Annotated in this window: 14 protein-coding genes; 10 read left to right on the forward strand and 4 right to left on the reverse strand. The window is 42.6% G+C overall.

Features of this window, described 5'->3' with window-relative positions; translation table 11 throughout:
* Positions 1-497: 497 nt before the first annotated feature.
* Together BB781_RS12525 and trxA are read right to left on the reverse strand one after the other, a co-directional pair.
* The gene (locus tag BB781_RS12525) at positions 498-1,934 is read right to left on the reverse strand and encodes a methanogenesis marker 14 protein (RefSeq protein ID WP_094228826.1); all 1,437 of its coding nucleotides are present in this window, start codon (positions 1,932-1,934) and stop codon (positions 498-500) included.
* Between the two features lies 1 nt (position 1,935).
* Positions 1,936-2,334: a thioredoxin gene (trxA, locus tag BB781_RS12530; protein WP_094228827.1), complete on the reverse strand. Its 399-nt coding sequence runs from the start codon at positions 2,332-2,334 to the stop codon at positions 1,936-1,938.
* Between the two features lie 239 nt (positions 2,335-2,573).
* Between trxA and BB781_RS12535 the strand changes: the two genes are divergently transcribed.
* The 4 genes from BB781_RS12535 (at position 2,574) to BB781_RS12550 (ending at position 6,915) form a co-directional block, all read left to right on the forward strand.
* The gene (locus BB781_RS12535) at positions 2,574-3,482 is read left to right on the forward strand and encodes a restriction endonuclease (RefSeq protein ID WP_277985504.1); all 909 of its coding nucleotides are present in this window, start codon (positions 2,574-2,576) and stop codon (positions 3,480-3,482) included.
* A gap of 156 nt (positions 3,483-3,638) precedes the next feature.
* Positions 3,639-3,848, forward strand: coding sequence for a heavy-metal-associated domain-containing protein (locus BB781_RS12540; protein WP_094228829.1), 210 nt, complete (start codon positions 3,639-3,641; stop codon positions 3,846-3,848).
* A gap of 62 nt (positions 3,849-3,910) precedes the next feature.
* Positions 3,911-6,655, forward strand: a complete 2,745-nt coding sequence (locus BB781_RS12545) for a heavy metal translocating P-type ATPase (protein ID WP_242492659.1) — start codon at positions 3,911-3,913, stop codon at positions 6,653-6,655.
* Positions 6,656-6,669: 14 nt separating this feature from the next.
* Complete coding sequence (locus tag BB781_RS12550; RefSeq protein WP_094228830.1) at positions 6,670-6,915, forward strand: hypothetical protein; 246 nt, start codon at positions 6,670-6,672, stop codon at positions 6,913-6,915.
* 18 nt (positions 6,916-6,933) lie between these two features.
* Here the strand turns inward: BB781_RS12550 and BB781_RS12555 are convergent, their stop codons facing one another.
* Positions 6,934-7,917, reverse strand: a complete 984-nt coding sequence (locus BB781_RS12555) for a radical SAM protein (RefSeq protein ID WP_094228837.1) — start codon at positions 7,915-7,917, stop codon at positions 6,934-6,936.
* A gap of 241 nt (positions 7,918-8,158) precedes the next feature.
* On the opposite strand from BB781_RS12555, the gene BB781_RS12560 reads away from it, so the two are divergent.
* The gene (locus BB781_RS12560; protein ID WP_094228831.1) at positions 8,159-9,319 is read left to right on the forward strand and encodes a Coenzyme F420 hydrogenase/dehydrogenase, beta subunit C-terminal domain; all 1,161 of its coding nucleotides are present in this window, start codon (positions 8,159-8,161) and stop codon (positions 9,317-9,319) included.
* A gap of 117 nt (positions 9,320-9,436) precedes the next feature.
* On the opposite strand, the gene BB781_RS12565 is transcribed toward BB781_RS12560, so the two are convergent.
* Positions 9,437-9,796 carry a DUF6951 family protein gene (locus tag BB781_RS12565; protein ID WP_094228832.1) on the reverse strand — a complete coding sequence of 120 codons (360 nt, stop codon included), beginning with the start codon at positions 9,794-9,796 and terminating at the stop codon, positions 9,437-9,439.
* Positions 9,797-11,260: 1,464 nt separating this feature from the next.
* On the opposite strand from BB781_RS12565, the gene BB781_RS12570 reads away from it, so the two are divergent.
* The 5 genes from BB781_RS12570 (at position 11,261) to BB781_RS12585 (ending at position 14,411) form a co-directional block, all read left to right on the forward strand.
* The gene (locus tag BB781_RS12570) at positions 11,261-11,443 is read left to right on the forward strand and encodes a DUF362 domain-containing protein (RefSeq protein WP_340637527.1); all 183 of its coding nucleotides are present in this window, start codon (positions 11,261-11,263) and stop codon (positions 11,441-11,443) included.
* A gap of 617 nt (positions 11,444-12,060) precedes the next feature.
* Positions 12,061-12,867 (forward strand): class I SAM-dependent methyltransferase, encoded by an 807-nt coding sequence (locus BB781_RS12575; RefSeq protein ID WP_094228833.1) that lies wholly within the window; start codon positions 12,061-12,063, stop codon positions 12,865-12,867.
* A complete protein-coding gene (locus BB781_RS16375) occupies positions 12,864-12,998 on the forward strand; it encodes a hypothetical protein (RefSeq protein WP_277985503.1) in 135 nt (44 codons plus the stop codon). Before BB781_RS12575 ends, BB781_RS16375 begins: the two co-directional genes overlap by 4 nt.
* A gap of 114 nt (positions 12,999-13,112) precedes the next feature.
* Positions 13,113-13,745 (forward strand): methyltransferase family protein, encoded by a 633-nt coding sequence (locus tag BB781_RS12580; protein ID WP_094228834.1) that lies wholly within the window; start codon positions 13,113-13,115, stop codon positions 13,743-13,745.
* Between the two features lie 27 nt (positions 13,746-13,772).
* Positions 13,773-14,411: a class I SAM-dependent methyltransferase gene (locus BB781_RS12585; RefSeq protein ID WP_094228835.1), complete on the forward strand. Its 639-nt coding sequence runs from the start codon at positions 13,773-13,775 to the stop codon at positions 14,409-14,411.
* The last annotated feature ends 276 nt before the right edge of the window (positions 14,412-14,687 follow it).

The raw sequence follows: 14,687 nt of genomic DNA on the forward strand, positions 1-14,687 counted from the left end.
GAATGACGAAAGTACAACAGAAGATATCCGGTACCTTCCGTAGTGAACAAGGTGCGAGAAATTTCTGCCGGATAAGAGGATACGTTTCTACTGTTAGCAAGAATTCCATGTCTGTTATAGACTCGATTAATGCAATATTCTATGAGGGTTCACTTATTCCAATATTGCAGAATTGATCGTAGAGAGAGAAATCAGCTTGGTGGAAGGGAGCTAGGCTGAATAGTTACGAATTACTGAAGAATGCGCCGATAATATACTATGTTTTCAGAGCTTTATGTTTCGCCGGTAGTCAAACGCATCATTCATGATTGTTTATGAGGTGCAAATTTGAAAAATACAAATCCCAACAGGCATGACAGATCTATGAAAAAACATGAGATCGAGTTCCAGAAAGAGATTAAAAGACAGCAAAAAAGAAGAGCATGATCGTATCACATTTTCAGATTGCTTATCAGTGAAATTATTAACTGGCAGGAGGATCCTGCCAATTCCTATTCTCATTTGTTCTGTAATTTTATTCGCTGGCCAAGTATGCATTTTCCTCCCCGGTGACCGCCCAGCGGATTGAAAGTAGTACCCAGGGAATTCATGCACCTTGCCATTACAGCGGCACCACGTGCAAGACCATCGTCAACAAATACAACGTGTTCATCGATGTTATTATTAATACCGAGATCGTGCAGGTATTTCAGTATGAGCTTTGGCTTGTTGCCGGTTATACCTGCCCTGCCGGTCACACCTATTGCAGTATCCTCAAAGACAAGACCTTCGTCCTGTGCCACTTTAACAAGGCGCTGTACCACACGTGCCATGACTTCATCGATAACAGCAAACAGGACCTTCATATTGTGTTTCTCATATATCTCAGCACCAAGTGCAGACAGGTTATCCATATCAGACCCATTATCGCCGACATCACAACCGATAAGTACCACCTTTATCAAGTCTGCTGCTTCAGAATTGACAGGAACACTACCATATCGTTTGCGTCCTTTGGGTACTTTCTCGATGACAATGTAGTTCAATATCTTTTCAGCATATTCTTTAATGACCTTACCTTTCAGTTTCAGCGCAAGCCCGTCCAGTGACCTGTTATCAAAAACGTCAAGTGCAGTACCTTTTTTGGAATCAACCTGACCAGTACCCTTAATCATCGCATCTGGGATCGCACCTGCATAACCACAGAAGTTTCCTATGGTCTTTGCATAAGGAAGATCTGGACTGATTATCCTTCCGTCAAGGGTTGTACCGAAGTCCATGGAAATGCATGGATTACGGAAATCCACATCAACCCATTTAGCACCTTCCTTGATCCCAGCTGTTGCAAGTTCCCCTTCCATTTCATTAGCAACTATCTCAACACCTGTTGCACCGGTCGGGGGAGTTACACTTGCAACTGCACCGTCAAATATAACTTTTTCAAGCTTGGAGTATTTCTGGAACCTATCCGGAATATTTGAAATAGACATTGGGGGAGTCATACGGTTTGGAGGGACACCTGCCATAAGGCACCCGTCTGCAAGTGCCTTAATGAACTCACCTACCTCATCAGGAGAGTCAAAACCTGCCACAACACCTGTAGACCTGACAACAAAATGAACATCTGTCTTTATGTCAAGGTTTGCTTCTTTCACAGCTCCAAGAAGGGTGTTCTTTACAAGTTCTCCAACCGATTCCCTTGTAAGTTCGACGCCATTGAGAGTTCTTCCAAAAATCTCTTCACCAGGCTTGGGTGGACGGACATCCCTTGTCATGCTAACTGTTTTTTTGACAAGCCGGGTCTTGCCGTCTTCAAGGTTGGTTGCGGTAAGAATACATTTGGTAGTTGTATTACCCACTTCTACTGACGCTACAATGAAATATGATTTTGATTTGTCCTTAAGGTCAAGTAAACGAACTGAAGGGCTTTCTGCTATTCTGGGTTTATGTGTCATTTTATCCCTCAATATAAGGCTGAAGTTTTTGTATAATATTCTGCTTTGGCAGAGCACCTATTAGCTTGTCAACGAATTTTCCTTCCCTGAAGATAAGCATTGCAGGGATGCTGGTAATCCCAAAGGTTACAGCTGTCATTTTCTCATCATCTACATTCAATTTGCCAAAAACCACTTTCCCCTGCATCTCAATTGCCAGCTCATCAAGAACCGGGGAGAGCATCCTGCAAGGCCCACACCATGGGGCCCAGCAGTCCACAAGAACAAGCGGATATTTCAATACGAACTCATCAAATGAAGCATCGGTAATTGTCACCGGACTTGAAGGAAAATGTTTTTGCTCCAGAGATTGCTGCAATTCCTGCAGCCTTTTGTGTCGGATAGATTCTAACTCATCCATAAAATTCACCCTTTTGAATAATATTATGTTTACAGATATTTAACTGTGAACACGATTTGATATAAACATAGGATTTCTTATTACTATCTGATTTAACACATTTAAGAGTTTGCATGGTTGTGTAATAACTGTCCAATACCGATGATATCCGGTTAATTACGGGATAAAAAAGATAAACACCAAAACAATAGATTTAACCGGATAAAATTGCAAAATGGACACTTGAGAATCTGCGTGGGATTGAAACGCAGGAGTTTGAAATATTGCTCTCAAAGCTTTTTTCAACTAGGGGATACAAAACAGAGCTTACCCAATACTCCAGGGACAGAGGAATTGATATCGTAATTAAGATAGAGAACTTCGGACTTACGCACACATGGCTGGTCCAGGCAAAACGAGATTCATCTCCTGCTGGTGTAAAAGAATTAAGGGAATATAGCAGCCTCAGATACAGGGACAGGGTGGATGGCGTAATTAAAGCTGCAACCTCTTCTTTCACAAAAGAAGTCATGGAAGAGGCAGCAGATCATAACCTAAAACTCATAGACGGAAACCTGCTTGCAGGAATGCTCAATCACTATTTACCGGAGGGATGTACAGAAATAAATGATGTTCAGGCAAAGCATGCCAGAGGACTTTCCGAAGAAATAGGCAGTGGAGCCATTCTTAAAAGAGGAGAAGAAATCCTTGCAAACGAAGTGGTGACCATAGGAAAAGAAAAATTCATGGTGAGCATTACAAACAGGAACATATTCCTGAAAACAGAAAGTTCAGGGTTCTTTTCAAAGAGTTCTCAGATAGAAGAGAGGATAGAAGTAAAAGAAGTACTAGGAATTCATAACGAACTAAATACAAGCATACTCATAACAGGAAATAAGAATCTCAAAATGTATCCGATAAGCTCCAGAAAGTTTCCTGAACTGGTTGAGATATTTGAGAGTTTGCGCCCCGAGTACCTTAAAGGGGAATATCTGATGTTATCTTCCAGAAACGGAACAATTCTTACGATGCTTACCAACAAGCGCCTGATAGCAGCCGATATTTCAGAAGGCATCCAGAAACAGATATTTCACAAGAGAATAGTTGGCCTTGAAGTAAAAAGCGGTTTCCTTCAAAATGACCAATTAGTCGTATCAGAAGATTCATGAATTGTTACCAAACTTTACTTTGATGTTGATAATCCCTGTCACTGGAAAGAGATGATCGGACAGTGCGTGAGAACTAGTTAAAATTGTGCAGATACTTCACATGCGTGAAACCTATATAATTGAGATTTATAAATAAGTAACAGGAGATTTTAGATCATGGTTACTGAAACAATAAAAATCGAAGGCATGATGTGCGGACACTGTCAGGCAACTGTAGAGAAAGCCATTGGCACAATCGCCGGAGTCAGTGAATTAAAGGTTGACCTTGCAACAAAGCAGGCGACTGTTACTTTTGATCCAGCCGTTACAAAGCTTGATGTTATAAAGGCGGCAGTAACAGATGCAGGTTACACAGTGAAAAATTGAATAAAGACTCCGTTACTACCTTTTTTTCCAATAATATGAAATCAGATATCCAAATTTATGGCATGACATGCATGCACTGTCACAAGCGTGTTACTGATGCCATATCAGCTCTTGACGGAGTTGTCTCTGTTGAAGTCAGCCTTGAGAATGAGAAAGCATCCGTGGAATTCGATGCTGACAGGATTGACCTTGAGGAGATAAAAAAAGCAGTCACTGGTGTAGGATACGAAGTTGGGGAGGGTGCGTGTACAATCCCGGTTGCGGATGAAGAAGAGGCTGCATGCCCAATAATAATCGATGACGTGGAGCCTGACGAAAGCAAACCAGAACCGGGTTCTGTGAAGAACATCGTATTCAAGGTGTCAGGCATGCAATGCTCTGCCTGCGCACAGAACATTGAGAAAGCCCTGGGGAAACTGAATGGAGTAATATCTGCTTCGGTGAACCTGCCTATGGAAAGGGCATCTGTCAGTTATGAACCTGCACTCATAAAGCCAGAAGAGATGGAAAATTCGATTGATGCCATAGGTTACCATGTTGTAAAGGACAGGATTACTCTTGATATAGGCGGAATGAAGTGCGCTGCTTGTTCCCAGAACGTTGAAAAGGTGCTCAAGCGACTTACAGGTGTCAGCTCGGCAAGTGTGAACATCACAACCGGAAAGGCGCATGTGGAGTATAATTATTCCCTTGTCTCAGTGGACGAGATGAGGAAAGCCGTGGAAGGCATCGGATATTCAGCCTCACTTCCGGCAGACAGGAAGGATGCGGAAGACCGGGAAAGGAAAGAACGTGAACAAGAGATCAGACAGCAGAGAAATAACCTGCTCATCTCCGTTGCAGTCCTGATCCCTATAATGCTCGGAAATATGAGAATGATGTTTCCGGGCCCGTTCGGATTTGTGCCAACCCTGTTTTCCGACAGGAACCTGTTGTTCCTCCTGGCAACCATTGTTATGGTATTCCCGGGAAGACAGTTCTTCGTTGGAACCTATCGTGGCCTGAAACATGGTGTCACCGACATGAACCTGCTGATTGCCACCGGTACAGGATCGGCTTACGTCATCAGCATTGCGGCAAGTTATCTGAATCTGGGGCCTGGCTACGAGCATGTGTATTATGATACTGCCGTGATGCTTATCACTTTCATTGTTTTTGGAAGATACCTGGAAGCAAGGGCAAAGGGAAGGACATCCGAGTCGATTAAGAAACTCATAGGCCTGCAGGCAAAGACTGCACGCATCATCGTTGCTGGCAAAGAAAAGGAAGTGCTTGTGGAAGATGTACAGGTGGACGACATTGTCTTTGTAAGGCCAGGAGAAAAGGCACCTGTAGATGGTGTTGTTATTGAGGGTTCTTCTGCAATGGATGAGTCTATGATCACAGGCGAGAGCATACCTGTGGAAAAGAATATTGGAGACATGGTTATCGGTTCCACACTCAATAAATCAGGAGCATTGAAATTCAAGGCCACCAATGTCGGTGCTGATACAGCCCTTGCAAGAATTATCGAGCTTGTGGAAAATGCCCAGAATTCCAAGGCGCCTATACAGCGAATAGCCGATGTGGTTGCCGGTCACTTCATTCTTATAGTACATGTTATTGCACTGGCAGCATTCTTTTTCTGGTATTTCATCGGATACGAGAGATTCAACGTTGCAATGCATTCAGGAATAGCAAGTCCGTTCCTGTTCTCTTTGCTTATTTCCATCACGGTGCTTGTAATATCATGCCCCTGTGCAGTGGGACTTGCAACACCAGCCGCGATCATGGTGGGTACCGGCAAGGGAGCTGAGAATGGGATCCTGATCAAGGGTGGGGAAGCCCTTGAGAGGACACTGAAGATAGACACTATCGTGTTTGACAAGACGGGAACTCTCACAAAAGGCAAGCCTGAACTTACCGATATAATAGTAACCGGCGAACATGATAAAGATGAGATACTTGCAATCGCTGCAAGCGCTGAGAAAGGCTCCGAACATCCCCTCGGTGAAGCTATTGTGAAGGCCGCAGAGGATAGAAAACTGGAAATCAGGAACGTAGAAAAATTCAACTCCATTGCAGGACACGGTGTTGAAGCCACTCTTAACGGCAGCATGATATTGCTTGGAACCCGTAAGCTCATGGAAGACAATGAGATTGACATCTCCGATGTCAATGAGAATATGGAAAAGCTTGAGGTAGAAGGCAAGACCGCAATGATAATCGCAAAGGACAGGCAGGCTATTGGCCTGGTTGCTGTTGCGGATACACTCAAGGAGAACTCAAAAGAAGCTGTGGAAAAACTGCAACAGATGGGCATCGAAGTTGTGATGATAACCGGAGACAACCGCAGGACAGCAGATGCGATCGCATCCCAGCTTGGTATTAAAAGAGTGCTCACAGAAGTACTTCCGGGAGACAAGGCTTCAGAGGTAAAGAAACTCCAGGAAGAGGGCAGGATCGTGGCAATGGTGGGAGATGGTATCAATGATGCACCTGCACTTACGCAATCCGACATAGGTATCGCAATGGGAGCAGGAACTGATGTTGCCATGGAATCAGCACAGATCGTGCTTATTAAGAACGACCTGAGGGATGTGCTCGCTTCTATAAGACTGAGCCGCCTGACTATGAACAAGATCAAGCAGAACCTGTTCTGGGCATTCGGATACAACAGTATTGGCATACCTCTTGCTGCCGGGATACTTTATCCTTTTATCATGAAGATAGTAATCAGCCCTGAACTCGCGGCGGCTTTCATGGCTATGAGCTCTGTATCGGTCACGACGAATTCCCTGCTTATGAAACGCAGCAGGATAAAATAAGGAGGGATGATAGCATGGATAAAGTTTCAGGGAAAAATACAGGAAAATATGCGCTTATAGCAAGCATTGTTTCTTCACTTTTGCTTGTCATCATTTTTGCAGTACTTTCTTTCAGTGTGAACAATTCCAGAGCTGTGTCACTGTATAGTCAGGTCGATATCATTGCAGGCATGGTCTTTGTGTTCATCCTGAGTATGATAGTATCGGCTTCGTTGTGGCCGGGAATTATTGAGAATAAAGCAAAGAAGAACTCAAAATAAAAAAGAGATTTGGAAAAATCATTCCTCTAGATCCACATGCGGATTGATGTCACATCCCGTACACGGAAGACACATCGTCTCAAACGTATCTGCACGCAGTCCATATTCATCGAGTTTTTGTTTCAGGAAACGATTGAGATGCAGTAACCTTTCTGCAGATGGCCTCTCTATTGTCACCTCACCCTCACGCAACGGATGTCTGGCAGCTGCCCTCAGAATCGGAACAACACCGATGGATACGAGCTCTTCGATACCTTTCTCTGCAGACTTGTCTGTTTCCCCAAGACCGATTATGAAATTGGAACAAACTTTGTTCTTCCCAAATATCTCAACGCCTTCCTTCAGTGCATCAAGCAGGAGTTCAAGATCCTGTCCGGGACAGACCTTTGCATATATATCCCGGTCCATGGTCTCAACGTTATATTTTAGCTCAGTGGCTCCTGCATTCTTGAGCCTGCCGGTCGAATCTTCAGTGGGATAAACAGAAACACCTATTGGAACATTGTATATTTCCCTTAGCCTGCGGATGAGTTCTTCAGCCCTGTCAACCTCTTTTTCTGCAGACAGCTCAACACCTGATGTAATGGAAATAGCTTTCATCCTGCCAGTACCGTAAGCATCTTCGATCATCTTCAGCATCTGATCCATTGTCTTGACCTTGCCGCCAAGCTTTGGAACCGGACAGAACTTACAGTCAAAAATGCATTGCTCACACATGGTAATGAAAGCCTGGTCCGGGCAGTGGATGAGTTCCTCTTCAATGCTACCCCTTGCTATCTCAACACCGTCTTTTCTTATCACGAGTTTCCCCTCTTCCATTTCTGCTTTCAGAGGAGAACCTTTTTTGACAGCCAGACGGACACGGTGTCCTTCTGAATTGAAGAAGAAGGCTACATTTCCGGCTCCAGGACCGGCTGTGGGAATGGTTGACCTGTGGATAAGGGAAGGGTCCATGTTTACGGAACCTGTTGAGATAAGTTGTGCTTTGGTTTCTGGTTTCATGAATTCTCCGATACCATAAATATGGTCGTTTTCAATAAATATGCGCATATAACTTATTTTTGTCTGGAATACTTTATTGTTTCCTCAAATAAAGCATTTTGTAACGAAATTTACGGAAGGATTTCAGAAGAATCATGGCACAGGCAATCTTCATTATTATATGCTTCAATTTTTCTTTTATATAAGAAAATACATGATTATGGCAAATTCATTTCATGTCACCTAAAGGGTGGAAGTAAGTATGCCATTTGATCCAATATGCAAGACAAAAGTGCAGGAAGATACCCCATATGTTACAGAATATGGGGGGAAAAGATATAGATTCTGCTCGCCCGAATGTAAAAGCAAGTTCGACCTCCTTGAGAAGAGAGTTATCCGCCTTAAAAGGTCCATTGCCGAACAGGAAAAAATATCTTTCGGAAAGCTCAGGAAAGATATAATCATACCCGGCATATGCACTCTCTGCGGAGCCTGTGCCGCATCTTGCGAATCCATTGTCATAAAGGACGAACAACCCACAATTATTGGTAAGTGTACAGCTTGTGGCGTCTGCTACAATCAGTGCCCAAGAACGATAACCACAGAAGAAGGGCTTGTGGGTAAGATACGCAACGCCTATTGTGCAAAGACAGCTATACCCGAGCTGAAAGGACAGGACGGAGGCGTGGTGACCTCAATGCTGGCCTATGCCCTTGAAGAAGGACTTATCGACTGTGCCATAGTAACGACTAAATCTGAGGAAGAGCCCTGGAAGCCTGTACCTATTGTGGCAACAACGTACGATGAGATATTAGAAGGCGCAGGAAGTATTTACAGCCACAGCATGACGCTGGGAGCTTTGATGAGTGCAGTGAAACAGGGTATGAGAAGCATTGCTTTTGTGGGCCCAAGCTGCAATATCGATGCCGTTACCAAGATGCAGAAAAGCCCGCATGGCTTTTTGCACCTGTTCATGAGGGCTAACATCCTGAAAATGGGACTGTTCTGCATGGACACTTTCTATTACGAAGGTATCAAGGAATTCGTTGAAAAAAAAGATATGAATCTCGCAGATGTCGAATGGATGAAGATCCGCAAGGGAAAGTTCGAGTTCCAGACCCAGGATGAGCTTAGGGTCTTCCCGCTGGAAGAACTTGACAAGTACAGGAGCAGTTCATGTAAGTACTGCACAGACATGGCCTCTGAGAGCGCAGACCTCTCCTTTGGAGGCGTAGGCACGCCCAAGGAATGGACCACGGTACTTGCACGTTCGGGCATCGGCTATGAGATATTCAACGAGGCAGCAGATAACGGATACATCGAATCCCGCCTGCTTGAGGAAAAGGAAATGAAGAATGTCATGAACCTCGCCAAGATGAAAAAGATCCAGATGTACTCGCTAAACCGCAGGCAGATTATTTGAGAGAGAAAATAAGATGAGTAGACAAACTTTGTTATGTTTTCATACATGTATCCAATCTCCCCACTAAAGCACCAGCAGATATCGCTAAAGTAATGAACCTGAATGGTACCCTTAATGTCAATTCCCTTTGTTCCTAATAAATGAGAGAGAGGTGAGACTAATAGATTTGAATTCAATGCTTATGTTTCCTACATCTTTAACAAGACTTTTTGACATATATCCTGCTTCCAGTCTGCATAAATGCAGAACCGCACAAGGAACAAGGCATGTATCACAACATGGGGCATGACTTGCCTTTTCAAGAACATAGTTATCTTTTATCCCAAGTATTCCTTCAAGAGGAACTTCCATGCGGGATATGTTCTTGACAACGTTGCATAGAGTGTCAATTTCTATTATTACTTTATTTCCATCAATCTTCCCACTTACTTCGTGAACATAACCACATCTTCTTGAATTGATTGTTATACCTGTCATTTATAGTTGAAAACATTTGGTTTGTAACATATGAGTTTTGAAAACATGCCTTATTGACAGTAATGATAATCTAATAAGTTTTAAACAATCGGTTCTTAACTATAATATCTCCTTTAGTTGAAGGGAAAGAATGCTTAAGGCCATTTTATTGGTATTCAGTTAAGGTGAACTTTTGCCTGAAAACTATCGATTTTTTACTTGATGTCTAACTCAAGTTATGACTAATTTTCATGAAAACATGACCATGTTCCTGTTTATAACACATTCGAATTATTGGTGACAGTTGAATAAATTAAGACAGCTAATATCATTCCCTTCTTAACCAATGACACATGAACTAAATTCAAATACACTATAATTAGTAGGGATGACGAAAATAATATATACGTATAAACCATTATAGTTATTGCTATCATGCAACAAACACCTGCTTAATAGATACAATCGGCTTCCTATTGCAGCTACATAGGTCACTTACTCTAGCAGAACGGTCTTCTCCAAGTGTTGCATGATAGCCTCCGCACTTGCAATATAACTATTCTAGTAGCAAGCTTTCCCTGAAGACCAGATGATACTTTTTATTTTTATTAAGCATCGCTACTTACAGAACATAAATAATAGATTACACAATAAAGTTAAATACTATCGAATATAATTAGGGTATACTACCAGACAACACGCGTCTTCCTAGAAACACTACTGATCCTGATATAGCTAGAAGAACTGAGTCGCTCCTGCGTGTTGTCTGTTAGGGTTCCTTTTTTAGACAGGTATATTCTGTTGAAATTATTATTCAATCCATTAGAATAATTTAGAATAGTATCACAACCAAATTACCTCCTCCGGGAATGCAGAAGATGCGACCTGGACAAAAAATAGCTTTGAATACGATCAGTATGCTGCTATACATGATGACGATGATGCAGATTACTAGTCTTTTCTGCAAGGAGCGATTAATATCCGTTGCACATATGACGGTTCCAAGATCGAAGGTACGTTGGATGCTTGAATGAACCACACCTTATAAGCAGGGTAGCAGTTGACTAAAAAAGTAGTTCACATTGCATAGGCAAGACTAAAAAATATAGGTATACAAAAACAATATATACTATTAATCCATTGTAGTATATGCTATTATGTGACTTTGCTCTTTACTACATTGTCATTGAGTAGATAATTTCACCTTCCGGCTCTTAACTTAGTTGCATAATGGCCTTCATAGATAGTGAGAGAATCTATGAAGAATGCACAAATCTCTTCTCAGAGGTGGTGCATAGGATGCGAGGGCAAATCAGGTACCGTTTGTCCTCACTACACTTTTTTCTTGACTATTAGACTGGTTGGTTTATTGTTAGTCTAAACTTTTTTTTGTTGGTAACCATATAAAAAATCCATTATGAAAAGATATACCGTTAAACAAAAAGTTACAAAGATAGCATATATACGATTGTTGCTTTTTGTTATTTGAGGAGAATTAATAGGTACATAATTACAGAAACATGTCTTAGTTGTGGCGTCTGTGTTTCAGAATGCCCTGTCGATGCAATAAGCGAAGGAACACCATGCACAGTCGATGTTGCAAAGTGTGTCGATTGTGGTGCTTTTGATGAGGCCTGCCCGGTTGATGCAATCTATTGTAAGATGTAAAAAGAATGCATTATATACTCCGGCTACAATGGTAGCATTCTTTTTTATTCATTTTTTTTGGCTCATTAACCCGGAATAATTAGATTCTTTTGTGTCGTTCCCTTTTTTCCATGTATTCATACATCAGACGAATTATTCCCTGTTCGGTGTATTCACGATGCTGATAATTATTCTTGTCCTGTTATAATACATTCGGGCCACTTACGCTATTACAGGTAGTTTTTAAAATCATGGGACCCCAGCTGAAATGTCATGTGTAACTGGAAGGATATGGCACATGCACCGAGGTATGTTATCGAGAAAAAACCGAAGGTTTTGGCCCAGGCCATGGAAAAAGGAAGCTGCAGAACAGCAACTTTGTTAACTGCTGGCTTTTGACTGAAATATCAGTAGCTTGTAGTGAACACAAACAAATATATAGCACTAAAATACTATTAGCCATAGCTAATAATATTCCTATACAGAAATCAATAGGAATATCCGGGGTGAAGAATAATTGTCACAAGGTGGTTTTCGAGCCTACCGGGAGCACTATGGAACTGCACGATTTACCTTGTTCCTTTTCTCTGCCGGATTGAATAGCAGCCACCTGATGGCTTTTCCGAGGTAGTTATATAATGGTCAGTCATAATTTGAAAGATGTTTCAGAGACCCTTTTGATCCCCCTGTGGGCAAGGGCGGAAGAATGGGATAAAGCAGACCCTGTAATCATGGACGAACATGCACTGAATCTTGTAAAGAAGATTGATTATGATTTTTCGAAATTCAAAGGAGCCTGGATGTCCCAGCTAGGCTGTGCGGTCAGGGCGAATATACTGGACAGGGAAACGAAACGATTCGTGCGGGCACATCCCGATGCGACGATCATCAATCTTGGTTGCGGGCTTGATACCAGGTTTTTCAGGGTGGATAACGGGTCTATCAACTGGTATGATCTTGACCTGCCCCCGGTGATCGAGGTAAGGAAACAGTTCTTCGAAGAGACTGTCAGGTACAGAATGCTTGGCAGGTCCATCTTTGATTATTACTGGATGGATGATATAGAACATGCCGACCAGCCTGTGCTTTTTATTTCGGAAGGGGTTTTCATGTACTTCGAACCCGATCAAGTCCAGGACATATTAACCCGGCTGATCGAAAGTTTCCCGAATGCAAGGATGCTTCTGGAAGTTTTTCCAAAATTTGCCTTACGATTCAGCAGAAAACATGAGACTCTGAAAATGATGGATGAGCATCTTGTATTCAAATGGGGAGTCAAAAAGCCGGCTGATCTTGAAACTGTTGACAGCAGGCTCAGGGTCAGGGAGTCATTCAATCTTTTCGACATTCGTAAGGACAGGTGGAGATGGCTGGGCAAGCTTGCTTACATTCCCTGGTTCAGGAATAACATGAGTAACAGGATACTGAGGATCGAGTTCGTATGACGACTGCCAGGCAGATGACACAATTCGGACGTGGTCCCTGGCTGACGAGGGATGCGGTACTGACTGCCGTGATTCTCTACGGACCCCGGTATTTGCTTTTTCCTGATTACATGATTCCCAGATTCGGGTAAACAGTGTTCGTACTGGCAGGCTGATGCAGGGATTTTGTTCTCCGAGGCATCGTGATTGGTTCTAATGAATATGCCAAGGACGGGCATACTTAAAATAGACAAAAAGGGCTAAACATGATAAACCAACCTCTACTTGCAATCTTTCTTTCGATTCCGTTAATAGTTATGCTGTTTCCCAGTATCAGATACTGGTCTGATTATAAAAATGAAAAAAGCAAGGGAAATAATGGAAAAAAAGCAACATACAACAAACCTTTTTTTGTTCTGCTGGTGATAGGGGTTCTATTTATGTGGATCTTTTGGGTTGAAGGGATCTTTTCTCTGGCCTTGAACGAATATGCTGGTTTTTTGCAAACCATGACGTTTTCATCACCCAATGAACCGGCGATAGAAATCATTGGTTTAATCGTATTTTATATTGGGGCGATCATGTACAATGCAAATATCATCGTTGCCGGAAAATATCTGCGTCCTGCACCGTCCGGAACACTTGCAGATCAGAAGTTGATCAGAAAAGGTCCTTTTTCACTAATAAGACATCCTTTATATGCTTCCTATTTCCTGATTCTTGCAGGATTGAGTTTTGTTCTGCTTAATCTGTGGATATTGATTCCCGCTTTTTTTATACTTCTTGGGATCTACCCAACTGCCAAAACCGAAGAAGAGGTTTTGATAGAACAATTCGGCGATGAATATATTGAATATAAAAATCAGGTGGGTATGTTTTTCCCGAAACTGAAAAAATAATCCACAAATTTGAAAGGACATGAGAAAATGACAGAAAAAGAAACTCATTGGTCGAGATTTGCAGCGGATTTCGAAGAACGCAATGAGTACGTTGTCGGGAAAGCTGAGATCGAGTTGATACTCCGGAAAGTTGCAGAGCAGAAATCTCTCGGGCGGACCCTTGAGCTGGCATGTGGTGCAGGCACTTACACCCAGGTGCTCGCAAAGGAAGCAGAGTTGCTTTATGCAACCGATCTGTCCGATGAGATGCTGGTGGTTGCCCGGAAAAAGTTGCCATCGTTTTCCAATGTCCGTCTGGAGAAAGCCGACTGTTTTAACCTGCCCTATGAGAACAACAGCTTCGACACGGTTTTCATGGCGAATCTGCTGCATATCATCCCGGAACCGGAAAATGCAGTGACTGAAGCCACCCGGGTCCTGAAGGACAACGGCAGGCTGATCGCTCTCAGCTTCACCACAGAAGGGATGACGTTTCTCAATAAACTGAAGATGGGCTACCGCTACCTGAGAACATACGGGAAGCCACCTGCCGACGGGCAGCAGCTCACTGTGGAAGGTGCCCGCATGATGATGGAATCACGGAGCCTTACGGTTATAACGGCAGAACTGATCGGGCACAATGTAAAAGCTGTCTTCGTCATTGCCAGAGGAAACGGAGAAGTCTGACTTATGCTAAAATTTACTTGTTCGTCATAGGGCATACTAATAATAATAGGTAATACAATAATTTTATATACTACATACTAATTATAGTATATGCTATCCCCCATCCGAAATGTGCAAAGAGCCTGCAACTGACTCTTGCATTAAATTGTACACAAGTGGAACCAGCATCAGCTTCATGGTACATGAAGCGAGGTGAATAACAGTAGAGCGCAGTTTTTAGGATAATTCACCGTTCTGAAACTATGATTTATTTTAACATCCCATGCCTGTCGCATC

The sequence above is a fragment of the Methanolobus psychrotolerans genome (assembly GCF_002243045.1).
In the GTDB taxonomy this organism is placed as follows: domain Archaea; phylum Halobacteriota; class Methanosarcinia; order Methanosarcinales; family Methanosarcinaceae; genus Methanolobus; species Methanolobus psychrotolerans.